21 protein-coding genes are annotated in these 22,444 nt (G+C 60.7%); 10 read left to right on the forward strand and 11 right to left on the reverse strand.

The genetic code is table 11. The features are described 5' to 3' along the window. The first annotated feature begins 140 nt into the window (after positions 1 to 140). A complete protein-coding gene (locus ELQ88_RS18745; RefSeq protein ID WP_138966920.1) occupies positions 141 to 1,178 on the forward strand; it encodes an RHS repeat-associated core domain-containing protein in 1,038 nt (345 codons plus the stop codon). A 57-nt stretch (positions 1,179 to 1,235) separates the two neighbouring features. Here ELQ88_RS18745 and ELQ88_RS18750 read toward each other — a convergent pair whose 3' ends face one another. Next, positions 1,236 to 1,856, reverse strand: a complete 621-nt coding sequence (locus tag ELQ88_RS18750) for a TetR/AcrR family transcriptional regulator (RefSeq protein ID WP_064678001.1) — start codon at positions 1,854 to 1,856, stop codon at positions 1,236 to 1,238. 145 nt (positions 1,857 to 2,001) lie between these two features. On the opposite strand from ELQ88_RS18750, the gene copC reads away from it, so the two are divergent. Continuing rightward, positions 2,002 to 2,367, forward strand: coding sequence for a copper homeostasis periplasmic binding protein CopC (gene copC / locus ELQ88_RS18755; RefSeq protein ID WP_138966922.1), 366 nt, complete (start codon positions 2,002 to 2,004; stop codon positions 2,365 to 2,367). A 3-nt stretch (positions 2,368 to 2,370) separates the two neighbouring features. Further along, the gene (gene copD, locus ELQ88_RS18760) at positions 2,371 to 3,228 is read left to right on the forward strand and encodes a copper homeostasis membrane protein CopD (RefSeq protein WP_138966924.1); all 858 of its coding nucleotides are present in this window, start codon (positions 2,371 to 2,373) and stop codon (positions 3,226 to 3,228) included. Positions 3,229 to 3,251: 23 nt separating this feature from the next. Here the strand turns inward: copD and ELQ88_RS18765 are convergent, their stop codons facing one another. Further along, positions 3,252 to 4,214, reverse strand: a complete 963-nt coding sequence (locus ELQ88_RS18765) for an IS110 family transposase (protein WP_138963519.1) — start codon at positions 4,212 to 4,214, stop codon at positions 3,252 to 3,254. A gap of 425 nt (positions 4,215 to 4,639) precedes the next feature. On the opposite strand from ELQ88_RS18765, the gene ELQ88_RS18770 reads away from it, so the two are divergent. The 7 genes from ELQ88_RS18770 to ELQ88_RS18805 all read left to right on the forward strand — a co-directional run bounded on the left by ELQ88_RS18770 (position 4,640) and on the right by ELQ88_RS18805 (position 11,973). Beyond that, the gene (locus tag ELQ88_RS18770; protein ID WP_138966926.1) at positions 4,640 to 5,935 is read left to right on the forward strand and encodes an OprD family porin; all 1,296 of its coding nucleotides are present in this window, start codon (positions 4,640 to 4,642) and stop codon (positions 5,933 to 5,935) included. Between the two features lie 244 nt (positions 5,936 to 6,179). Further along, on the forward strand, positions 6,180 to 6,998 hold the full coding sequence (locus ELQ88_RS18780) for an NAD(P)-dependent oxidoreductase (protein ID WP_128869629.1): 819 nt from the start codon (positions 6,180 to 6,182) through the stop codon (positions 6,996 to 6,998). Between the two features lie 45 nt (positions 6,999 to 7,043). Next, complete coding sequence (locus tag ELQ88_RS18785) at positions 7,044 to 7,937, forward strand: SMP-30/gluconolactonase/LRE family protein (RefSeq protein WP_138966930.1); 894 nt, start codon at positions 7,044 to 7,046, stop codon at positions 7,935 to 7,937. Positions 7,938 to 7,997: 60 nt separating this feature from the next. Then, entirely contained in the window at positions 7,998 to 8,969 is a 972-nt protein-coding gene (locus ELQ88_RS18790) for a TRAP transporter substrate-binding protein (protein ID WP_128869628.1), read from the forward strand. A 78-nt stretch (positions 8,970 to 9,047) separates the two neighbouring features. Continuing rightward, on the forward strand, positions 9,048 to 9,575 hold the full coding sequence (locus tag ELQ88_RS18795; RefSeq protein ID WP_128869627.1) for a TRAP transporter small permease: 528 nt from the start codon (positions 9,048 to 9,050) through the stop codon (positions 9,573 to 9,575). Continuing rightward, a complete protein-coding gene (locus ELQ88_RS18800) occupies positions 9,576 to 10,856 on the forward strand; it encodes a TRAP transporter large permease (RefSeq protein ID WP_138966932.1) in 1,281 nt (426 codons plus the stop codon). 244 nt (positions 10,857 to 11,100) lie between these two features. Then, positions 11,101 to 11,973, forward strand: coding sequence for an aldose 1-epimerase (locus ELQ88_RS18805; protein ID WP_128869897.1), 873 nt, complete (start codon positions 11,101 to 11,103; stop codon positions 11,971 to 11,973). Here ELQ88_RS18805 and ELQ88_RS18810 read toward each other — a convergent pair. The 9 genes from ELQ88_RS18810 to ELQ88_RS18855 all read right to left on the reverse strand — a co-directional run bounded on the left by ELQ88_RS18810 (position 11,970) and on the right by ELQ88_RS18855 (position 22,432). Next, positions 11,970 to 13,697, reverse strand: a complete 1,728-nt coding sequence (locus tag ELQ88_RS18810; protein ID WP_128869896.1) for a NahK/ErcS family hybrid sensor histidine kinase/response regulator — start codon at positions 13,695 to 13,697, stop codon at positions 11,970 to 11,972. The two genes, ELQ88_RS18805 and ELQ88_RS18810, sit on opposite strands and share 4 nt — an antisense overlap. Continuing rightward, a complete protein-coding gene (gene ercA / locus ELQ88_RS18815) occupies positions 13,681 to 14,844 on the reverse strand; it encodes an alcohol dehydrogenase-like regulatory protein ErcA (protein WP_138966933.1) in 1,164 nt (387 codons plus the stop codon). Before ercA ends, ELQ88_RS18810 begins: the two co-directional genes overlap by 17 nt. A gap of 256 nt (positions 14,845 to 15,100) precedes the next feature. Continuing rightward, a complete protein-coding gene (gene pqqE / locus ELQ88_RS18820; protein ID WP_128869895.1) occupies positions 15,101 to 16,243 on the reverse strand; it encodes a pyrroloquinoline quinone biosynthesis protein PqqE in 1,143 nt (380 codons plus the stop codon). Further along, entirely contained in the window at positions 16,221 to 16,493 is a 273-nt protein-coding gene (gene pqqD, locus ELQ88_RS18825) for a pyrroloquinoline quinone biosynthesis peptide chaperone PqqD (protein ID WP_128869894.1), read from the reverse strand. The genes pqqE and pqqD overlap by 23 nt, the downstream gene beginning before the upstream one ends. Then, entirely contained in the window at positions 16,490 to 17,242 is a 753-nt protein-coding gene (pqqC, locus tag ELQ88_RS18830; protein WP_138966935.1) for a pyrroloquinoline-quinone synthase PqqC, read from the reverse strand. The genes pqqD and pqqC overlap by 4 nt, the downstream gene beginning before the upstream one ends. A 114-nt stretch (positions 17,243 to 17,356) precedes the next feature. Then, the gene (pqqA, locus tag ELQ88_RS18835; protein ID WP_003253598.1) at positions 17,357 to 17,428 is read right to left on the reverse strand and encodes a pyrroloquinoline quinone precursor peptide PqqA; all 72 of its coding nucleotides are present in this window, start codon (positions 17,426 to 17,428) and stop codon (positions 17,357 to 17,359) included. Between the two features lie 267 nt (positions 17,429 to 17,695). Beyond that, positions 17,696 to 19,216 carry an aldehyde dehydrogenase family protein gene (locus ELQ88_RS18840; protein ID WP_138966937.1) on the reverse strand — a complete coding sequence of 507 codons (1,521 nt, stop codon included), beginning with the start codon at positions 19,214 to 19,216 and terminating at the stop codon, positions 17,696 to 17,698. Positions 19,217 to 19,431: 215 nt separating this feature from the next. Next, positions 19,432 to 21,210, reverse strand: coding sequence for a PQQ-dependent methanol/ethanol family dehydrogenase (locus ELQ88_RS18845; RefSeq protein ID WP_138966939.1), 1,779 nt, complete (start codon positions 21,208 to 21,210; stop codon positions 19,432 to 19,434). Between the two features lie 283 nt (positions 21,211 to 21,493). Beyond that, positions 21,494 to 22,432: a quinoprotein relay system zinc metallohydrolase 1 gene (locus ELQ88_RS18855; protein WP_138966940.1), complete on the reverse strand. Its 939-nt coding sequence runs from the start codon at positions 22,430 to 22,432 to the stop codon at positions 21,494 to 21,496. Positions 22,433 to 22,444: the final 12 nt, after the last annotated feature.

Below are 22,444 nucleotides of genomic sequence, written 5' to 3' on the forward strand. Positions count from 1 at the left end.
CAGCAGCCCCACCAAAATCCTCAAGGGTCCAACCCAATCCCCACCCGACGTCCACCCAACCTATCAGTTCTGCTAGTAGACGAAACGCCCACTATCTCCGAAGCTGACACCCATCCAATTCCCCTGCGAAGGACCGCACCATGTCAACCGCATCATTGAAAATCCTGTGCCGCTATCAATACGACCCATTGGATCGCCTCATGGGCGTGGGGGTTCTGGAACGCACCGGCACCCAGCGCTTTTACCAGCAAGATCACCTGACTACCGAACTGGGAGAGCAGGCGCAACGAACCATCTTCCGCCATCAAACTCGGCCATTGGCGCAGCAACAAAACACAGACGGCGTCACCGCGACCACACTGTTGGCAACCGACCAAGCCCATTCGCCGCTGCAGACCCTTGCGGAAACCAACCCGCAGCAACTGGCCTATACCGCCTACGGCCATCACCCGGAAGAAAGTGGTCTGAGCCGTTTGCTAGGGTTTAATGGTGAATGCCCCGATTCTATTACTGGGCACTATTTATTAGGCCAGGGTACGCGGGCATTTAATCCCGTGTTGATGCGCTTCAACAGCCCGGACGAGTTGGGCCCGTTTGGCGAGGGAGGAATTAATTGTTATGCCTACTGCCAGGGGGACCCCATAAACTTTAATGACCCAACTGGCAATATGCGTCTTAAAGCATTACCACGAAAAATAGTTAGAATACTGGAGGGGCGCATACAAAAGCCTCGGTACGCAATAGAACATGCTGCCAGACCTAAACTTCCGACGCGCAACTCGTCGTTTAACGCCACGGATACCTCCGCCACTGTTAGCGCCCCTCAACCAGGACCCAGCACTTCAACTCTAGCTTCTCAGGAAGTTTTATATCCGCACCAACTTCCCGCAACCAAAACAAACACGCCTAAACTTAGCACTCCGAAAAACCAGAACTACCAGAATCTGTTAAAAGACGCAGAGAAATATGACAACTATATAAAACAGAACAAAGACTACAAGCCAGTAACCAGTGGCGACCTTTTAGAAAAGGCGACTAAATATACCGAAAAAGCCAATCCACCAAAGAATACAACGCCTCAAGTAACAATTCACAAAGCAAAACAATCCCTCCGAAGAACAGAGATGGAAGTCAAGCGGTACAACATTAGAAAAATGAAAGGTAATAACCCCTCTTAAACAGCGCATATCGATTATCGGGCGATAGTTCGGGATACGTTATAACTCCCCCCCGAACTACGGCTCCAACCCAATCCCCCGCAATATCACACTGGTCACCGTCTGTACCGCCCGCTCGAACTGCATGTCCGACAACGGCTGATGATCATTCAAAATATTCACCTGATGATCAAAATCCGCATAATGCTGAGTCGACGCCCAGATCATATACAGCAAGCTCGAAGGCTCCACCGGCAGGATGCGTTTGTCCTCCACCCACTGGCGGATTTTCGCTTCTTTCATCTTGGCCCAGTCGTACAGGCTGGCGTCCAGTTTCTCGCCCAGGGTCGGCGCGCCGTGGATGATTTCGTTGGCCCAGACTTTTGAGCCATAAGGCCGGCTGCGGGAGTGGTTCATCTTGGCGCGGATGTAGCTGCTGAGGACCACCCGTGGGTCGTCGAACATCTCGAAGCACAGGGCGTCCTGTTTCCAGACTTCGAGCAGGTCGAACAGCACGGCGCTGTACAGCTCGCTCTTGGTGCTGAAGTAGTAATGCAGGTTGGAACGCGGCAGTTGCACCTCGGCGGCGATGTCGGCCATGGCGGTGCTGCCGAAGCCTTTTTCGGCGAAGACCTTTTCGGCCCCCAGCAGAATTTTCTCGACGTTACTGCGGCGGATCTCGATCTTGTGATTGCCCATGAGGGCTCCCTGGCAACAGCATTGGCCAAGACTAGCATCCGCTCTACTTAGGGGCGACAGGGGAAAACGAATCTTCCTACGCCCGGTTTCATGCTCATGCAGGTAAACTGCCCGCCTCTTCGAACCTGCCTCTGAGGTATCCACGATGCTGCTCAAGAACGCCCTGACCACCGCCGCCCTCCTCGGCGCCCTGTTCGCCGCCTCATCGGTGTTGGCCCATGCCCATTTGAAAAGCCAGACCCCGGCCGCCGACAGCACCGTCAACGCACCGTCGGAACTGCGCCTGGTGTTTTCCGAAGGCATCGAAGCAACCTTCACCAAGGTCACCCTCAGCAAGGACGGCGCCGCGGTTCCGGTGAAAAGCCTGGCCACCGAAGGCAGCGATAAAAAGACCCTGGTGGTGACCCCGGCGGCGCCATTGGCGGCCGGTTCGTACAAAGTCGAGTGGCATGCGGTGTCGGTCGATACCCACAAAAGCGAAGGCGCCTACAGCTTCAAGGTTGGCCAGTAATTCATGACGAGTGCGATGGTGCTGTGCCGTTTCCTGCATTTCACCGTGGTGTTGATGCTGTTTGGAGCCTGGATTTTCAAGCCTTTGCTGTTGGGCCGCGAAACTGCTTTGGACCGGCCTCTGGCGCGGATCAGCCGGTGGCTGGCAGGGGTGGCGTTGCTCAGTGGCGTCGGCTGGTTGTTGCTGATCACCGCCAGCATGGCCGGCTCCTGGACGGCGGCATTCGATCCGTCGACCCTGGAGCTGGTGTTGGACAAGACGTTTTTCGGTCAGGTCTGGCGCTGGCATTTGCTGCTCAATCTGCTGTTGCTGGCGTTGCTGTTCACGCCGCTGCATAGCAGCCTGCCCTGGCGGATAGTCTTGAGCGGCCTGTTGCTGGCGACATTGGCCCCGGTTGGCCATGGCGCCATGCTCGACGGCAACGCAGGCCGGTTACTGATCTTCAACCAGGTCATTCACCTGACCTGCGTCGGCGCCTGGCTCGGCGGGTTGATGGTGTTGGTGATGATCCTGCTGCGACCAGACACACACTCCGTCAAAGCGCTATTGCAGCGCTTCAGCGGTGTCGGTTATGCGTTGGTGGCCGGGTTGCTCATCACCGGCTTGATTAATGTGCGGGTATTGACCGGGGCGTTCTGGCCAACGCCATTGTTGAGTGGATTTGCTTTGATTCTGTTGATCAAGGTGGTGCTGGTGGGCGCGATGCTGGGGTTGGCGCTGTTCAATCGGTTGCGGATCAGGGATTGCGAGCGGCGCATGACGGCGTTGCGTGCCAGTGTGATGCTGGAGTGGTTGCTGGGGATTGGGGCGGTGGCTGCGGTTTCGCTGCTCGGTACCTTGCCGCCAATGATCATCAACTGAAATACGCCCCCCTGTAGGAGATTCTATGTTTGGGGGGAAGCCCCAAAAACTGGATTTGGCTGATATTCGCTCTGGTTCTTCATCAGGGCGAATGCCACCCGTGCCAGCTTGCGAGCCAGGATGACCAGCACTTGAGTCGTCTTTAATCCCCGCTCCAGATAGCGTTCGTAAAACGGCTTCCAGGTCTTTGAGCGACTGGCAGCCATCGCCGCGTTATGCAGCAGGCGCCGTATCTCTGAGTCACCTTTCTTGGTCAGCTTTCGACGTCCGTTCATCTGCCCCGAATCAGAGACTCTCAAATCCATTCCAAGAAACGCGATATAGGCGTCACCACTGGCGAAGTCGCCACGTTGAAATGCCATCGTCAGTGCGGTGGCGGTAAGAAAACCGACCCCCTCTACGGCCTGGCAGCGTTTGACTTGCTCGAGCAGACCCGCCTCTTTTACGACGTCCAACAGCTTCTTCTGGATGAGTAAATCCAATCGGCCCATGGCAGCGATCTGTTGTTTGAATGCCGCTTTCAGCAGCGGTTCGTCGTTCCAGCTTTGAGTCAAACTGACACGCGCCTGGACCAATGTCGCTCGTCTTCGAAGCAGGCTTTGAAGCTTGGTATAGACCTTCGGCGGCGGGCTCCAAGGACGTAGCTCTTCCTCTTCGTTCTTCAAGTAACGCGCCAGTAAACGGGCGTCGCTGGCATCTGTTTTGGCGCGGCCACCCACTCCTTTGCGGTAATTACTCAAACGGAAGCCGTCGATGACATAGACGGTATGTCCCATTGCATGAGCCAGCTCAACCGTATCCAGGTGATAGATATTGGTGGCTTCAATAGCGATGGCGCTGTTTGCAGGTAACGTTTTCAGCCACTTTGTAAGAGACGGTTTATCGTTTGACACGGCCAACAGCAGATCCGTGTCGGCCTGATAGACCACCACTTCGGCCTTGGCGACATCCACTCCGACTACAGAACGCGAGACACTCATTGCCACAAAGAAAGCTCCGGGTTAGGGTTTAAAGGCTTGTCGGGGCTTCACCATTGCGCTGGCTTGCTTCTATCGTCGGTCATGGCCGATGCATTCCTTATCGGCGCTTTGGTGAAGGGGTGGGGCGAAGTCTCCCACGGTCTGTACTGGCTAGAGTCAGATGCTGGCTTTTAGTCCCACCACCCCTACAAGTCTAAACATACAAGCTGGCTTGCCAGCGAAGGCGGTGTGTCAGCCGACATATTTATCGACTGAACGGACGCCTTCGCTGGCAAGCCAGCTCCTACCGGGGTCCATCGACATACGACCAAAGTCGTTAAGTCATCGTATAACTTCTGATTGACTTTCCCCGAAGCCCTCGCAAATAATCGCCCCATGTTGTACGACGACGTATGACGACAATAAAAACAAAAAGTAAAGGGAGCGTCACAGTGACCAAGCTCGTCCGCAATTCCTCCGTCAGCACCCCTCGTCCTGCCTTCGCACGCCGTCATGCCCTGAGCCTGATCAGCTTCAGCAGCCTGGCTTTCGCCCTGCCCCTGACCGGCAACGCCGAGGGCTTCGTCGATGACGCCAAGGCCACGCTGAACCTGCGCAACGCCTACTTCAATCGCAACTTCACCAACCCGGCCAACGCCCAGGGCAAGGCTGAAGAGTGGACGCAAAGCTTCATCCTCGACGCGAAGTCAGGGTTCACCCCGGGACCTGTCGGTTTTGGCGTAGACGTGCTCGGTATGTACTCGCAGAAGCTTGACGGTGGCCAAGGCACCGGCGGCACGCAGTTGTTGCCGATCCATGACGACGGTCGCCCTGCTGACAATTTCGGGCGACTGGGTGTGGCGCTGAAAGGCAAAATCTCGAAGACCGAAGTGAAGGTCGGCGAATGGATGCCGGTGCTGCCGATCCTGCGCGCCGACGACGGCCGTTCCCTGCCGCAGACCTTTCGCGGTGGCCAGGTGACCTCGACCGAGATCAGCGGCCTGACGCTCTACGGCGGTCAGTTCCGTGCCAACAGCCCGCGCAACGACGCGAGCATGGAAGACATGTTCATGAACGGCAAGGCCGCCTTCACGTCAGACCGCTTCAACTTCGGCGGCGGTGAATACGCGTTCAACGACAAGCGCACCCAGGTCGGTGTCTGGTATGCGGAACTCAGCGACATCTATCAGCAGCAGTATTTCAACCTGAGCCACAGCCAGCCCCTCGGCGACTGGACCCTCGGCGCCAACCTCGGGTACTTCATCGGCAAGGAAGACGGCAGCGCCCTGGCCGGCGACCTCGACAACAAAACCGCATTCGCCCTGCTCTCGGCCAAGTACGGCGGCAACACCTTCTATGTCGGCCTGCAAAAGCTCAGCGGCGACGATGTCTGGATGCGGGTCAACGGCACCAGCGGCGGCACCCTGGCCAACGATAGTTACAACGCCAGCTATGACAACGCCAAGGAAAAATCCTGGCAACTGCGCCACGACTACAACTTCGTCGCCCTCGGTGTTCCCGGACTGACCATGATGAACCGCTACATCAGCGGCGATAACGTGCACACCGGCACGATCACCGACGGCAAGGAATGGGGCCGCGAATCGGAGCTGGCCTACACCGTGCAGAGCGGCGCGCTGAAAAACCTCAACGTCAAATGGCGCAACGCGAGCATCCGCCGGGATTTCAGTACCAACGAATTCGATGAGAACCGGATTTTCATCAGCTATCCGCTTTCGTTGTTGTAGGAGCAAGCTTGCTCGCGATGAACGTTAACGATGACGCGTTTTTCCTGAATGAATGCGCCGCTCCCGAGCCCATCGCGAGCAAGCTCGCTCCTACAGTGTTCGGTGTGTATCAGCAGAGGCATGACCCTCTGTCAATTTCCACCAGCGCCGCGTTGACAAAACCGGGGAAGCCTAACGATACTCCAAGCAAGTCGTACGACAACCTACAACAAACCTCAATAATAATTGCTGTCCAGGGACTCCCATGACTACAACTCAAACAGCCCCTTTCAACCGCCTTCTGCTGACCGGTGCCGCCGGTGGCCTGGGCAAAGTGCTGCGCGAAACGCTGCGGCCTTATGCCAAGGTTATTCGCCTGTCGGACATCGCCGACATCGCCCCGGCCATCGATGATCGCGAAGAGGTCGTCACCTGCGACCTGTCCGACAAGCAAGCCGTGCATCGACTGGTCGAAGGCGTGGACGCCATCCTGCACTTCGGCGGCGTGTCGGTGGAACGCTCGTTCGAAGAGATCCTCGGCGCCAACATCTGCGGCGTGTTCCATATCTACGAAGCCGCGCGCCGGCATGGCGTCAAGCGCGTGATTTTCGCCAGCTCCAACCATGTGATCGGCTTCTACCAGCAGGACCAGGTCATCGACGCACACTCCCCGCGTCGCCCGGACAGTTACTACGGCTTGTCCAAGTCCTACGGCGAAGACATGGCCACGTTCTACTTCGATCGTTATGGGATCGAGACCGTCAGCATCCGCATCGGCTCCTCGTTCCCGGAACCGCAAAACCGCCGGATGATGAGCACCTGGCTGAGCTTCGGCGACCTCACGCAATTGCTCGAACGTGCATTGCTCACCCCTGGCGTCGGCCACACCGTGGTGTACGGCATGTCCGATAACAAGGATGTCTGGTGGGATAACCGTTTCGCGACGGCCCTGGGCTATTCCCCCAAGGACAGCTCCGAAGTGTTCCGCGACAAAGTCGAAGCCCAGCCGATGCCGGCCGCCGATGATCCGGCGCGGGTCTATCAAGGTGGCGCTTTCTGCGCGGCCGGCCCGTTCGGCGACTGAACCCAAACCGATCCCCACATTTAAAGCCCAAGGGAATGAGTCGCCATGCACGCCGAATTGATTGTCGATGCCCGTAACGCGGTGGGTGAAAGCCCGGTCTGGGTCGCCGAGGAAAACGCCCTGTACTGGGTCGATATTCCCGCCGGAGGCCTGCAACGCTGGAGCGCCGACAGCGGGCATGTCGAGGCCTGGAAAGCCCCGCAAATGCTCGCCTGCATCGCGCGTCAAAGTAATGGACGCTGGGTGGCCGGCATGGAGAGCGGCTTCTTTGAGCTGCACCCGCATAACGACAGCAGTCTCGACAGCGAACTGCTGGCCGAGGTGAATCACGCCCGTGCCGACATGCGCCTCAACGACGGTCGTTGCGATCGCCAAGGACGCTTCTGGGCGGGCAGCATGGTGCTGAACATGGGCGCCAACGCCGCCGAGGGCACGCTTTATCGCTACGGCGCCGGGCAACCGGGGCCGCTGGATGCACAACTCGGCGGGTTCATCGTGCCCAACGGCCTGGGCTTCAGCCCGGATGGCCGCACGATGTACCTGTCGGACTCCCATCCCCTGGTCCAGCAGATCTGGGCCTTCGACTACGACATCGACAACGGCACGCCGTCCAATCGCCGGCTGTTCGTCGACATGCATCAGTTCCCCGGGCGTCCCGACGGCGCCGCGGTGGATGCCGATGGCTGCTACTGGATCTGCGCCAACGACGCCGGGCTGATCCATCGTTTCACCCCCGATGGCCGACTGGACCGCTCCCTCGCGGTCCCGGTGAAAAAACCCACCATGTGCGCCTTCGGCGGCAGTCGACTGGACACGCTGTTCGTGACCTCGATCCGCCCCGGTGACGACCAGGACGCACAGTCACTGGCCGGTGGCGTATTTGCCCTCAATCCCGGTGTGAAAGGTTTGCCGGAACCTGCGTTCAACCCATTGCCGTAACCGCTTGTGCTGCACCGCTGCGCCTTGAAAACAACAATAACAAGACTGGAGACACACCCCATGGACTTCAAACGCACCTTGCTCGCCGCTGCACTCCCTTTCGTGTTCACCCTCAGCAGTACCGCCCACGCGCTGGAAATCAAATTTGCCGACATCCATCCCGCCGGTTACCCGACCGTGGTGGCGGAAGAACAGTTGGGCAAGACCCTGGTGGCCGACAGTAACGGCAAGTTGACATTCAAGATGTTCGCCGGCGGTGTGCTCGGCTCGGAAAAAGAAGTGGTGGAACAGGCCCAGGTCGGCGCCATCCAGATGGCCCGGGTCAGCCTGGGCATCGTCGGGCCGGTGGTGCCGGACGTGAACGTGTTCAACATGCCGTTTGTATTCCGCGACCAGGCGCACATGCGCAAGGTCATCGACGGTGAAGTCGGCGACGAGATCCTGGCGAAGATCACCGACTCCGAATTCGGCCTGGTCGCCCTGGCCTGGATGGACGGCGGCACGCGCAACATCTACACCAAGAAACCGGTGCGCAGCCTCGCCGACCTCAAGGGCATGAAGATCCGCGTGCAAGGCAACCCGATGTTCATCGAAACCATCAACGCCATGGGTGGCAACGGCATTGCGATGGACACCGGCGAGATCTTCAGTGCGTTGCAGACCGGGGTGATCGACGGTGCGGAAAACAACCCGCCGACCCTGCTCGAACACAACCACTACCAGAACGCCAAGTTCTACAGCCTGACCGGGCACCTGATCCTGCCCGAGCCGATCGTGATGTCGAAAATCACCTGGGACAAACTCACCCCCGAGCAGCAAGTGCTGGTGAAGAACACCGCCAGGGCCGCACAGGCCCAGGAACGCACCCTGTGGGACGCCAAATCCGCCAGCAGCGAAGAGAAACTCAAGGCGGCCGGCGTCGAGTTCATCACCGTCGACAAGAAACCTTTCTATGAGGCCACCGCCTCGGTCAGGGAAAAATACGGCGCGCCCTACGCCGATCTGATCAAGCGCATCGAAGCCGTTCAGTAACCCTCCCTGCATTCATGAAAGGCCCGGCGCCGCTGACGCGGGTATAGGTCAGCGCGCGCCCGGTTACGGTGGAACCCGATGAAGAATCTGCTGCTGCGTATCAACGACAGGATTTACATGACCTGTATCTGGGTCGCCGGCCTGTCAGTCCTGGCCATTGCCCTGATCATTCCCTGGGGCGTGTTTGCCCGCTACATTCTCGGCACGGGGTCGAGCTGGCCGGAGCCCACCGCAATCCTCTTGATGATGGTCTTCACCTTCATCGGTGCCGCCGCCAGTTATCGCGCCGGCGCGCACATGGCCGTGGCCATGCTGACGGACCGCATGACGCCGCAACTGCGCAAGACCATGAGCATCGTCTCGCAACTGCTGATGGCAACGATCTGCCTGTTCATGACGGTCTGGGGCACCAAGCTGTGCATCTCCACCTGGAACCAGTTCATGAGCGCCCTGCCCACTCTGCGAGTCGGCATTACCTACATGCCGATTCCCGTCGGCGGTCTGCTGACGCTGATCTTTGTCCTGGAAAAACTCTTGCTCGGTGACCAGAGCAACCGTCGGGTCGTGCGATTCGACCTGGTTGAAGAAAACGAAGGTGCCGCCTGAATGGACGCTCTGATTCTGCTCGGCAGTTTTATCGCTTTGATCCTGATCGGCATGCCGGTCGCCTATGCCCTGGGCCTTTCCGCCCTGATCGGCGCCTGGTGGATCGACATTCCGTTCCAGGCGCTGATGATTCAGGTCGCCGGTGGCGTCAACAAGTTCTCCCTGTTGGCGATCCCGTTCTTCGTCCTGGCGGGCGCGATCATGGCCGAGGGCGGCATGTCCCGGCGGCTGGTGGCGTTTGCCGGGGTGCTGGTGGGTTTCGTGCGTGGCGGGTTGTCGCTGGTCAACATCATGGCCTCGACTTTCTTCGGTGCGATCTCCGGGTCCTCGGTGGCGGATACCGCCTCGGTGGGTTCGGTGCTGATTCCAGAAATGGAACGGCGCGGCTATCCCCGGGAATTCGCCACGGCGGTCACCGTCAGCGGCTCGGTGCAAGCGCTGCTGACTCCGCCCAGCCACAACTCGGTGCTCTACTCGCTGGCCGCCGGCGGTACGGTGTCGATCGCCTCGCTGTTCATGGCCGGCGTGGTCCCGGGCCTGTTGATGAGCGCCTGCCTGATGGTGCTGTGCCTGATCTTCGCCAAAAAACGCAACTACCCCAAGGGCGAAGTCATCCCCATGCGGCAGGCGCTGAAGATCTGCGGCGAAGCGATGTGGGGCCTGATGGCCATGGTGATCATCCTCGGCGGCATTCTCTCGGGTATTTTCACCGCGACTGAATCGGCGGCGATTGCCGTGCTGTGGTCGTTCTTCGTCACCATGTTCATCTACCGCGACTACAAGTGGAGCGAGCTGCCGAAACTGATGCACCGCACGGTACGGACGATTTCGATCGTGATGATCCTGATCGGTTTCGCTGCCAGCTTCGGCTACATCATGACCCTGATGCAGATCCCGTCGAAGATCACCACGATGTTCCTGACCCTGTCGGACAACCGCTATGTGATCCTGATGTGCATCAACGTCATGCTGCTGTTGCTCGGTACGGTGATGGACATGGCGCCGCTGATCCTGATCCTGACACCGATCCTGATGCCGGTGATCCTGGGCATTGGCGTGGACCCGGTGCAGTTCGGCATGATCATGCTGGTCAACCTGGGAATTGGTTTGATCACCCCGCCGGTGGGTGCGGTGCTGTTCGTGGGGTCGGCGGTGGGGAAAGTCAGTATCGAAAAAACCGTGAAGGCGCTGCTTCCGTTCTATGGGGTGCTGTTCCTGGTGCTGATAGCCGTGACCTACATTCCGGCGCTGTCGCTGTGGTTGCCGCATTTGGTGTTGTAGAACGCGGGTCCCGGCCTTGGCAAAAACATTCGCAACTGTAAAACGCAATACCTGTAGGAGCCAGGCTTGCCGGCGAAGGCGCATTTGAGATCGCCTTCGCCGGCAAGCCGGGCTCCTACAGATGAAGGCGTATTTGAGATCGCCTTCGCCGGCAAGCCGGGCTCCTACAGATGAAGGCGCATTTGAGATCGCCTTCGCCGGCAAGCCGGGCTCCTACAGGTACTCATTCATATCGCGGGGCAACATGACACCAACACTCCTCGAACTCAAAGACGACCTCACCCACCTCACCCTCGCCCCCGAACTCGGCGGCAGCCTCGTCAACTGGACCGTACGCAGCACCGGCCAACCGCTACTGCGCCACAGCGACGCCCACGCGCTGAACACCGGCCTGCCGGGCAAGCTCGGTTGCTTTCCCCTGGCACCATGGTCAAACCGTATTTCCGAAGGGGGTTTCGACCGCCCCGACGGCTGGCTGGCATTGACGCCCAACAGCCACACCGATCCCCTGCCGATCCACGGCAGCGCCTGGCAACAGCCGTGGCAGGTGGTATCGCAGACCCGGGATGAAGTGGTCCTGCAACTCGACAGCACGACGCCCTTCGCCTATCGCGCCCGGCAACGTTTGCGCCTGAGCGAGGGCAAGCTGAGCATCGATTTGCACGTCACCCACCTGGCCGAACTCGCCGCCTGGCATGGCCTGGGGTTTCATCCCTATCTGCCGCGCACGGCGGGCACTCGATTGCAGGCGCAGGCCCGACAAGTGTGGTTATGCGATGCGGTAAAATTGCCGACAACACTGACTTCGCTGCCCGGCGAATGGGATTTCCAGCAACTCAAAGGCTTGCCCGACACCCTGGTCGACAACGGCTTCTGCGAGTGGGACGGCCACTGCCTGATCCAGCAACCGGACCTCGGTTATGAACTGCAATGCCAGGCCACCGGCAGCGATTACTACCTGCTCTATTGCCCGGTGGGCCTGGAATTTTTCTGCATCGAGCCGGTGAGCCACCCGGTCAACGCACATCACCTTCCGGGGCGGCCGGGACTGGTGTTGCTCGAGCAAGGCCAGGCCACCGAACTGGGTTTCAGCCTGCAGTATCGCGAACTCGGCTAACCCAGCATCTGACTCAGCACCGCGCGCAACTTGCCGGGTTTCACCGGTTTGTTCAGCAGCGGTGCCTCGAGTTTTTGCAACGCACTGCGGCACTGGTCGGTGCGGTCCGCGGTGATGATGACTGCGGGAATCGCCTGGCCGAAATGCTCGCGCAAATGCCGGACCACCTCACAGCCCACCACCCCGTGATCGAGGTGATAGTCGGCCAGGATCAGTTCCGGCGCCTGGCCCTGCAAGGCCGACAGCGCGGAGGCTTGATCGGTGGCGATCACCACTTCGCAGCCCCACTGCCCGAGTAGCGCGCTCATGCTTTCGAGGATGCTCACTTCATTATCCAGCACCAGCAAACGCCGCCCCGGCAAGGGATTGCCCGTGCCCGGCAGAGGCACGGCCTGACTGATCGGCAACGGGACCTCGTGGGAAATCGGCACGTCGATGCTGAACATCGATCCGCGCCCCGGCCGCGAATGCACCTGGATCCTGTAGTCGAGGATTTTTGCGATGCGCTCGACAATCGCCAGCCCCAGGCCGACGCCCTTGCGATCGGCGGCGCGGCCGACGTCCAGCTGGTTGAACTCGAGGAAGATCGAGTCCAGCCGGTCCGCGGCAATCCCGCGTCCGGTGTCCCAGACTTCCAGGCGCAGCATTGCCCCGCGCCGCCGGGCACCCAGCAGGATGCTGCCGGCGTCGGTGTAGCGGCAGGCGTTGCTGAGAAAGTTGCGCAGGATCCGCGTCATCAGGCGCAAGTCAGTGCTGATGGCGTAGTCGCCCATATGCGCGCGCAATTCCAAGCCGGCGGCTTCGGCCACCGAGCGGAATTCCGACACCAGCGGTCCGAGCAACTCGTCGAGGCGATACAGCGCGACGTCCGGTTTGACCGCGGCCTGATCGAGCCGGGAAATGTCGAGCAGATCGGTGAGCAAATCTTCGGCCCCTTCCAGGGCCTGGTGAGTACGTTCCACCAGCACCTGCTCGACCTCGGGCAGTTTGCGCTCGCGCAAGGTCGAGATCAGCAGGCGCGCGGCGTTGAGCGGTTGCAGCAGGTCATGACTGGCGGCGGCGAGGTATTTGTCCTTGCTGCGATTGGCGGCCTCGGCGGCGTCCCGGGCATCGCGCAGGGCTTCGGCGATCTGTTTGCGCTGGGTGATCTGCTGCTGCAGGTTGCGGTTGGCTTCGAGCAATTCGTTAGTGCGCGCCGTGACCCGCTGCTCCAGTTGGTCGTTGAGCTGTTGCAGGCGCTGTTGGGCGAGTTTGCGCTCGGTGATATCCGCCACGAAACCTTCGACCAGCCCTTCCTGATCGGGCTTGAGCAACAGGTTCATCAGCACGTCGAGGCTGCTGCCGTCCTTGCGCCGCAATTGGGTTTCGTAGCCATGCAGGCTGCCTTGGTGCCTGAGGATTTCGCCGATGTTTTCCAGCTCCCGCGCCCCGCCGACAAACAGGTTGCTGGCCAGGTCCGCCAGCGAGAACAGCACCTCCTGCGGATCCTGATAGCCGAGCATCCGCGCCAGCGCCGGGTTGGCGGCGCGCATGCCCTCGAGCAGGCTGGCCTGGAAGATCCCGTGCACCGCGTTTTCGAACAGCCACTTGTAGCGATTGCGTTCGGCTTCCAGCTCGTCCAGGCGCGCGGCCAGTTCCGGGTAATGACTCTTGCGCGCCGAATGGCTGCCTAACCCGAGCAGTCCGGCCAGCGCCCGTTGTTGCTCCTCAGAGGGCTTCGCCATAGACGACCTCGACATCACGCTGGCTGGACTGGCGCGGGTTGGTGAGGATGCACGGGTCGTGCATGGCGTGCTGCGAGAGGAACGGAATGTCCGCGGTGCTGACCCCGTGCAAGCCGAGGGTTTCATGGAAGCCGATCGCATGCTTGAGGGCAATCAGGTGCTCCACCAGGCGCCCGCAGATCTGCCGGTGATTGAGGCCCCGGCAGTCAATGCCGAAGGTCTCGGCGATCACCTTGAAACGGTCAGGCGCCGAGTTGTAGTTGAAGGCCACCACGTGTTCCACCAGTACCGCGTTGCACAGGCCGTGTGGCAGGTCGAGAAAACCACCGAGGCTGTGGGACATCGCGTGCACCGCACCGAGGATCGCGTTGGAGAACGCCAGCCCGGCCTGCATGCTGCCGAGCATGATCTTCTCGCGCAGGGCGATGTCGCCGGGGTTGGCGATCATCTGCACCAGGTTGCCGTTGATCAGGCGCATGGCTTCCAGTGCATGGGGATCGGTCAAGGGGCCGTGACCGGTAGAGACAAAGGCTTCGATGGCATGCACCAGAGCGTCGATGCCGGTACAGGCCGACAGGAACGGGTCCATGCTCAGGGTGGTTTCCGGGTCGATCAGCGACACGTCCGGCACCACGGCCTTGCTGACGATGGAGAATTTCATCCGTTCCTGCTGATTGGAAATGATCACGAATTGCGAGACGTCCGCCGAAGTACCGGCAGTGGTCGGAATCAGGATCAGCGGCGGGCTGGGCACGCGGATGGTGTCCACGCCCTCGAACTCGAGGATGCTGCGCCCGTGGGCGACGACGATGCCGATGCCCTTGCCGCAATCCATCGGGCTGCCGCCGCCGACGGCGACGATCACATCACAGTGGTTTTCCCGGTACAGCTCGGCGCCGAGCATGACTTCTTCGACCCGCGGGTTGGGCGACACGTCGCTGTACAGGAAGTAATCGATGCCCTGGGCTTGCAGGCTGGCTTCGACATCGGCCACCCATCCGGCGGCAATCACCCCGGGATCGCTGACCACCAGCACCTTGCGGGCACCGAAGGTCTTGGCGCAGTTGCCGACGTTGTGCCGGCAACCGGCACCAAAGATGATTTCAGGCGAAACGAATTTACGCAGCTGGCTGAGACTCTGGCTCATTGGAAAGCCTGTTTTTTATTGTTTTGGAAGGTAAAGCCACACTAACGCATCCGGCGGTGAATGCAATCAGACCAATGGGGTAGCGCCATATCTCAAACCGCGTCGTCTGCCCTTCGCCAGCAAGCCGGCTCCTACAGATTGCGGGAATGGCACAACCCCTGTAGGAGCTGGCTTGCCAGCGAAAGCGGCGTAACTGACACACTATGTCGCCCTGTTCGCCAGCAAGCCGGCTCCTACAGCATCGCCACGCGCATATTCATCCGCGATAGATCAGCCGCGAAGCCTTTTCATTGCGCAACGTCAGGTGTTCCATGCCCAACCCCGGCGCATCAGCCTCCTCCCGGGCCTTGAGGATCACCCCATGATGCGGCGACTTGCTGCAGACCGGGTCGGCATTGGCCGCATCGCCGGTGAGCATGAACGCCTGGCAGCGGCAACCGCCCAGGTCCTTGTGCTTTTCGTCGCAGGAGCGGCACGGCTCTTTCATCCAGTCATCGCCGCGAAAGCGGTTGAAACCAAACGAATCGGTCCAGATGTGCTCGATACTGTGCTCGCGCACGTTGGGAAACTGCACCGGCAACTGCCGCGCGCTGTGGCAAGGCAGCGCGGTGCCGTCCGGGGTGATGTCGAGAAACAGGTTGGCCCAGCCGTTCATGCAGGTCTTGGGGCGTTCTTCGTAATAATCCGGGGTAACGAAAATCAGCTTGCACGGATGACCCTGGGCCTCCAGACGCTCGCGGTACTCGTTGGTGATGCGCTCGGCACGCTGCAGTTGTTCGCGGGTCGGTAGCAGGCCGACGCGGTTGAGCTCGGCCCAACCGTAGAACTGACAAGTGGCCAGCTCGACGAAATCCGCTTCCAGTTCCAGGCACAGGTCGATGATCTTCGCGATCTGGTCGATGTTGTGCCGATGGGTGACGAAGTTCAGCACCATCGGATAGCCGTGGGCTTTCACCGCCCGGGCCATCGCCAGCTTCTGGGCGAACGCCTTGCGCGAGCCGGCGAGCATGTTGTTCACCGCCTCGTCGGCGGCCTGGAAGCTGATCTGGATGTGGTCCAGCCCGGCGACCTTGAAGTCCCGCACTTTTTGCTCGGTCAGGCCGATCCCGGAGGTGATCAGATTAGTGTAGTAGCCCATGTCCCGGGCGGCCTTGATCAACTCGGCCAGGTCTTGGCGCACCAACGGCTCGCCGCCGGAAAAGCCCAATTGCGCAGCTCCCATGTCCCGGGCTTCGCGGAACACCCGAATCCATTCTGCAGTGCTCAGCTCTTCACCTGATTTGGCAAAGTCCAATGGATTGGAGCAATACGGGCATTGCAGCGGACACCGATAGGTCAGCTCCGCCAGCAACCACAGCGGCGGCCCGGGCGGCGCGTCACTCGATCCAGAATTGCGCATGGGCCACCTCCAGGAACGCCAGCACGTCCTCGTCAACCCCCGGCACCCCGGGGAAACTCGCGGACAGCAGGTCAATGATCGCCGCCACGCTGCGCCGCCCGTCCAGCAGGTCGAGGATCTGCCCGGCGCTGACGTTGAGCTTGATCATGCCTTCGGGGTACAGCAGCACGTGACAGCCCTGGCGCGGTTCCCATTGCAGACGAAAACCCTGGCGCAGGGACGGTGCCTGCTCGCGTTTGATCAGGCTCACAGGGCGATCCCCCGGTGCCAGACCTTCTCGCTCGTCACCGTGTGAAATGGCGGGCGCTCAAGCTCATAGGCCATGCTCATGGCGTCGAGCATGCTCCAGAGCACGTCGAGCTTGAACTGCAGAATTTCCAGCATGCGTTGTTGGGCCTCGGCAGTGATGTAGTGCGCCAGGGTGATGCGCAAACCATGCTCGACATCGCGCCGCGCCTGGCTCAGGCGAGTGCGGAAGTAGTCGTAGCCGGCGGCATCGATCCACGGGTAATGGGTCGGCCAGGCGTCGAGACGGGATTGATGGATCTGTGGCGCGAACAGTTCCGTCAGGGAACTGCTGGCCGCTTCCTGCCAACAGGCGCGGCGGGCGAAGTTGACGTAGGCGTCCACGGCGAACCGTACACCCGGCAGCACCAGCTCTTGGGAGAGGATTTGTTCGCGATCCAGCCCCACGGCTTCGCCCAGGCGTAGCCAGGCTTCGATGCCGCCTTCGCTGCCGGGCACGCCATCGTGATCGAGAATCCGTTGCAGCCATTCCCGGCGTACCTCGCGGTCGGGGCAGTTGGCGAGGATCGCGGCATCCTTGAGCGGGATGTTCACCTGGTAATAGAAGCGATTGGCGACCCAGCCCTGGATCTGCTCGCGGCTGGCGCGGCCGGCGTACATGGCTTGGTGGAAGGGGTGGTGGATATGGTAGAAGGCGCCCTTCGCGCGCAGGGCCTGTTCGAATTCGGTGGGGGTCATCGGGGTGTCGGTCATTGCGGTTCTCCGGGGTTCTGCGGTGTCTGACCTGGCCTCTATCCCCCGCCGCTCCAGCTACGCCCGCTCGGCCGAGGCAGGCCCGGCCAACGCCACGGCTGGCCGGGCGGACAATCAGCGGTTGGCGAAATACATCGTCACTTCGAAGCCAATGCGCAGATCGGTAAACGCGGGTTTAGTCCACATGGGTCAATCCTCTTCTTGTGCCGGACGATTCCGGTAAAGCCATTAATGCACGGTGTGCGGGGCGATCGAATGCTACTTTCGAAGGAGGTGGCGGCGTGCGTTGGTAGGGGGTGTAACGAGGTCTTCATATACACGCCCCCCACGTAGGAGCGAGCTTGCTCGCGAAGGACGCCAAGGCACCGCGTACATACAGGCAGTACGCGTTATCGTTGACGTCCATCGCGAGCAAGCTCGCTCCTACAGGGTCTTGTGGTGTTCTTGCGGGGGTTAGAAGAACCCCAGCGGATTGATGTCATAGCTCACCAGCAAGTTTTTGGTCTGCTGATAATGGTCGAGCATCATCTTGTGATTCTCACGGCCGACACCGGACTTCTTGTAGCCGCCAAACGCCGCATGCGCCGGGTACAGGTGGTAGCAGTTGGTCCACACGCGCCCGGCCTTGATCGCCCGGCCCATGCGGTAGGCGCGGTTGATGTCGCGGGTCCACAGGCCGGCACCGAGGCCGAACTCGCTGTCGTTGGCAATGGCCAGGGCTTCGGCTTCGTCCTTGAAGGTGGTGATGCCCACCACCGGGCCGAAGATTTCTTCCTGGAACACGCGCATTTTGTTGTGGCCCTTGAGCAGGGTCGGCTGGATGTAATAACCCGTCGACAAGTCCCCCTCAAGACGCTCGGCCGCGCCGCCGGTGAGCAGTTCGGCACCCTCCTCCTGAGCGATCTTCAGGTAGGAGAGGATCTTGTCGTATTGCTGCTCGGACGCCTGGGCGCCGACCATGGTCTCGGTGTCCAGCGGGTTGCCGCGCTTGATCTTGACGATCTTTTTCATCACCACTTTCATGAAGTCGTCGTAGATCGACTCTTGCACCAGTGCTCGGGAGGGACAGGTGCAGACTTCGCCCTGGTTGAAGAACGCCAGCACCAGGCCTTCGGCGGCCTTCTCGATGAACTGTGGCTCGGCTTGCATGATGTCTTCGAAGAAGATGTTCGGCGACTTGCCACCCAGTTCGACAGTGCTCGGAATGATGTTCTCGGCCGCGCACTTCATGATGTGCGCGCCGATCGGGGTGGAACCGGTGAAGGCGATCTTGGCGATGCGCTTGCTGGTGGCCAGCGCTTCACCGGCTTCGCGACCGAAACCCTGGACGATGTTCAGCACGCCGGCCGGCAGCAGGTCGGCGATCAGCTCGGCGAAGACCATGATCGACAGCGGGGTCTGCTCGGCGGGTTTGAGTACCACGCAGTTACCGGCGGCCAGGGCCGGGGCGAGTTTCCAGGCGGCCATCAGCAGCGGGAAGTTCCACGGGATGATCTGCCCGACTACGCCCAATGGCTCGTGGAAGTGATAGGCGGTGGTCAGCTCGTTGATCTCGGCGGCGCCGCCCTCTTGCGCGCGGATGCAACCGGCGAAGTAGCGGAAATGGTCGGCAGCCAGCGGCACGTCGGCGTTGAGGGTTTCGCGCACGGCCTTGCCGTTGTCCCAGGTTTCGGTGACGGCGAGGATTTCCAGATTCTGTTCGATGCGGTCGGCGATTTTCAGCAGCACCAGGGAGCGGTCCTGGGCCGAGGTCTTGCCCCAGGCGTCCGCAGCGGCATGGGCGGCGTCGAGGGCTTTTTCGATGTCGGCGGCGCTGGAGCGAGGAAATTCGGCGATCACTTCGCCGGTGACCGGCGAGGAATTGGTGAAGTATTCACCGTTGACCGGCGCGACGAATTCACCGCCGATGAAGTTGCCGTAGCGCGCCTTGAACGTCACGACGGCGCCTGGTGTTCCGGGTTGTGCGTAGATCATGGTGGGCCTCTGTCTGGGTCGATGCCTGTTGGACAAACAGGCGATAGAGCGATAGTAGAGAGCCCCGCGTGCCAGACGAATGCGCCGTTGGCAGGGGGATTCTCGTTATTTGGTCGTAGGAGCCGGCTTGCTGGCGAAGGGAGCGGCTCGGTGGGTCAGATACACCGCCTTCGCTGGCAAGCCAGCTCCTACAGGGTTGTGCGGTGGATTCGGGGTTAGTGTTTGGCCACGACCAGGTCTTTAGGCAACTTGAAGGTCCAGAGCATGCCGCCCTGGTTGAAATCCTTGATCCGCTTGGCCACTTCGCCACCCCACAACGGTACCGCACCGCCCCAGCCCGAGAGCACCGAGACGTACTGTTCGCCGTCCATTTCCCAGGTCACAGGCGAGCCGAGTACACCGGAACCGGTCTGGAACTCCCAGACTTTTTCGCCGGTCTTGGCATTGAACGCCTGCAGGAAACCTTCCGGCGTGCCGGTGAACACCAGGTTGCCCTTGGTGGTCAGTACCCCGCCCCACAGCGGCGCGAAGTTCTTGTGGCGCCAGACTTCCTTGCCGGTTTTCGGGTCAATGGCGCGCAGCACGCCGATGTAGTCTTCATTCAACGGCTTGATGGTGAACCCGGCACCGAGGAACGCCGCGCCTTTCTTGTAGGCGATGCCTTCGTTCCAGATGTCCATGCCCCACTCGTTGGACGGCACATAGAAAAGACCGGTGTCCTTGTTGTACGCCATCGGCATCCAGTTTTTCGCGCCAAGGAACGCCGGGGCGACGAATACCGAACTGCCTTTGGCTTCAGTGCCGGGCGCGCCCGGGCGGCTGGCTTCGTTGTAGATCGGCCGGCCATCCTTATCCAGGCCGGTGGCCCAGGTGATCTTGTCCACGAACGGGAAGCCGCGGATGAATTTGCCGTTGGTGCGGTCCAGCACGTAGAAGAACCCGTTACGGTCGGCAGTGGCGGCGGCCTTGATCTCTTTGCCGCCTTCGGTGTAGTTGAACGACACCAGCTCATTCACGCCGTCATAGTCCCAGCCATCGTGGGGCGTGCTCTGGAAGTGCCACTTGATGGTGCCGTCGTCCGGGTTGAGCGCCAGGCGCGACGAGGAGTAAAGGTTGTCGCCAGGGCGCAGGTGCGAGTTCCACGGCGCCGGGTTGCCGGTGCCGAACAGCAGCAGATTGGTTTCCGGGTCGTAGTAGCCGCCGAGCCAGGGCGCGGCACCGCCGGTTTTCCACAGGTCGCCGGGCCAGGTCTTGCCCGCTTCGCCACCGGAAATACCATTTTCGATGGCCTTGCCGTCCTTGTAGACGTAGCCCATGTGGCCTTCGACAGTCGGACGTGTCCACAGCAGGTCGCCGTTTTTCGGGTCGTAGGCTTCGATCTTGCCGACCACGCCGAACTCGCCACCGGCCACGCCGGTAATCAGTTTGCCGTTGATCACCATGGGGGCGGCGCTGATGGAGTAGCCTTCTTTGTGATCGGCGACCTTCTTGCTCCAGACCACCTTGCCGGTGTCCTTGTTCAGCGCCACCAGCTTGGCGTCGAGGGTGCCGAAGAACACCAGGTCGCCGTACAGCGCGACGCCACGGTTGATCACGTCGCAGCACGGACGGATGTCATCGGGCAGGCGCGCATCGTATTGCCAGAGTTTCTTGCCGGTGCGCGCATCCACCGCGAACACCCGCGAATAGGAGCCGGTCATGTACATCACGCCGTCCTTGATCATCGGCTGTGCTTGCTGACCGCGTTGCTTTTCGCCACCGAAGGAGAACGCCCAGACGGGTCGCAGGTCCTTCACGTTGCTGACGTTGAGGGTGTCGAGCGGACTGTAGCGCTGACCCTGGACGCCCAGACCGTTGGTCACGATCTGCTCAGGGTTCTTGGGGTCCTGAAGGATTTCCTGATCGGTGACGCCGGCCAGGGCACTGCCGGACAACAGCATGGCACTGAGCAACAGGCTCAAGACGAAGGGTTGGCGACGTAAGGGTTGGGTCATGACGGCTGCCTCTGCGGTTTTTGTTATACCCGGGAAATTTTCCCGGTCTGGTGCAGATTCTTGGGCGCCGCCGCCCTGGTAACAATTGCCCGCAGTGTCTAGATTGCTAATCCCTTAGTACCGGGTCGCAGGGCATGAACACCGGATTTTGCGATCAACACCGCCCCCTGTAGGAGCGAGCTTGCTCGCGAAGAACCTGAGAGCGCCGCATTCCTCCAGCCAACCCTCGTCATCGTTGACCTCCTTCGCTGGCAAGCCAGCTCCTACAGGGGGCCGGTGTTGGTCATTTGATTGCGGCGGAATCGACTCGGGTCATCTGCGTGCGTTCATAGCGTGAATACAGATGACTGACACTGCGGATCAGTTCATAGCGGCTCAGGCTGATCCCGGCAAACCGTTCGGGAATCGGGCTGCGGATCATCTCCGCCATGTCGCTGCCATTGGCCGCGCCATCGCGCATCAGTTGATCGAGCCAGGTGAGGTAGTCGCGCATTTGCTCGAACGGCTTTGCATCCGTGGCCACCGGGCCATGCCCCGGCACGATCAGCGTCCAGGGCAAGCCTTGCAGGGTCGCAATGTCCGCCAGCCATACCGCCAGCCCCGGACTGTTGGGCGTGGTCAGCGCCCGTTGGTAAAACACCAGATCCCCGGCAAACAGCACGCCGGTTTTCCGGTCGAGAATAGCCAGATCCGCGCCGGTGTGCCCACCCAGGCTCAGCAGGCGCAAATCGTGATTCCCAAAACTCGATAGGCCAGGCGTCAGCGCCTGAGTGGGCAACACCACCTCGGTGCCGCGCATCCAGTCGCCCACCAGTCGATACATATTCTCGGCCATCGCATCGCCCTGCTGCCGCAACAGCTCGGTGGTGCCGGCCAACGCGCCGATCGGCACGTCGCCGAAGGCCTGGTTGCCCAGCACATGGTCGGGATGATGATGGGTCAGCAGCACCTGGATCACCGGTTTATCGGTGATCGCGGCAATGGCCTTGCGCATCGCTTCGCCATAACGCTTCGATGGCCCGGTATCGATCACCACCACCCCGGTTTCGGTGACGATGAACGCGGTGTTGACGATGTTGCCGCCGTTGGCCTTGGCGAAATTGTCGGTGCTGCCTTCGAGCAGCCAGGTGTCTTCGGCAATCTGCCGGGGCTTGAGTGAGTAGTCGAGGTCGGCCAGGGCCGGCAGGCTCAGGCTCATGAACAACAGCAACATCCAGCGCATGACGCGCTCCTT

The organism is Pseudomonas sp. MPC6, assembly GCF_006094435.1.
Lineage (GTDB): Bacteria > Pseudomonadota > Gammaproteobacteria > Pseudomonadales > Pseudomonadaceae > Aquipseudomonas.

Excerpts from the sequence above, each read along its gene's own strand:
- pqqC (WP_138966935.1), bottom strand. The coding sequence starts at position 17,242 with ATGACCGACACCCCGATGACCCCCACCGAATTCGAACAGGCCCTGCGC.
- ELQ88_RS18750 (WP_064678001.1), bottom strand. The coding sequence starts at position 1,856 with ATGGGCAATCACAAGATCGAGATCCGCCGCAGTAACGTCGAGAAAATT.
- ELQ88_RS18805 (WP_128869897.1), top strand. The coding sequence starts at position 11,101 with ATGACACCAACACTCCTCGAACTCAAAGACGACCTCACCCACCTCACC.
- ELQ88_RS18800 (WP_138966932.1), top strand. The coding sequence starts at position 9,576 with ATGGACGCTCTGATTCTGCTCGGCAGTTTTATCGCTTTGATCCTGATC.
- ELQ88_RS18810 (WP_128869896.1), bottom strand. The coding sequence starts at position 13,697 with ATGGCGAAGCCCTCTGAGGAGCAACAACGGGCGCTGGCCGGACTGCTC.
- ELQ88_RS18790 (WP_128869628.1), top strand. The coding sequence starts at position 7,998 with ATGGACTTCAAACGCACCTTGCTCGCCGCTGCACTCCCTTTCGTGTTC.
- ELQ88_RS18780 (WP_128869629.1), top strand. The coding sequence starts at position 6,180 with ATGACTACAACTCAAACAGCCCCTTTCAACCGCCTTCTGCTGACCGGT.
- pqqE (WP_128869895.1), bottom strand. The coding sequence starts at position 16,243 with ATGCGCAATTCTGGATCGAGTGACGCGCCGCCCGGGCCGCCGCTGTGG.
- ELQ88_RS18745 (WP_138966920.1), top strand. The coding sequence starts at position 141 with ATGTCAACCGCATCATTGAAAATCCTGTGCCGCTATCAATACGACCCA.
- ELQ88_RS18855 (WP_138966940.1), bottom strand. The coding sequence starts at position 22,432 with ATGCGCTGGATGTTGCTGTTGTTCATGAGCCTGAGCCTGCCGGCCCTG.
- copD (WP_138966924.1), top strand. The coding sequence starts at position 2,371 with ATGACGAGTGCGATGGTGCTGTGCCGTTTCCTGCATTTCACCGTGGTG.
- ELQ88_RS18840 (WP_138966937.1), bottom strand. The coding sequence starts at position 19,216 with ATGATCTACGCACAACCCGGAACACCAGGCGCCGTCGTGACGTTCAAG.
- ELQ88_RS18785 (WP_138966930.1), top strand. The coding sequence starts at position 7,044 with ATGCACGCCGAATTGATTGTCGATGCCCGTAACGCGGTGGGTGAAAGC.
- copC (WP_138966922.1), top strand. The coding sequence starts at position 2,002 with ATGCTGCTCAAGAACGCCCTGACCACCGCCGCCCTCCTCGGCGCCCTG.
- ercA (WP_138966933.1), bottom strand. The coding sequence starts at position 14,844 with ATGAGCCAGAGTCTCAGCCAGCTGCGTAAATTCGTTTCGCCTGAAATC.
- ELQ88_RS18795 (WP_128869627.1), top strand. The coding sequence starts at position 9,048 with ATGAAGAATCTGCTGCTGCGTATCAACGACAGGATTTACATGACCTGT.
- ELQ88_RS18845 (WP_138966939.1), bottom strand. The coding sequence starts at position 21,210 with ATGACCCAACCCTTACGTCGCCAACCCTTCGTCTTGAGCCTGTTGCTC.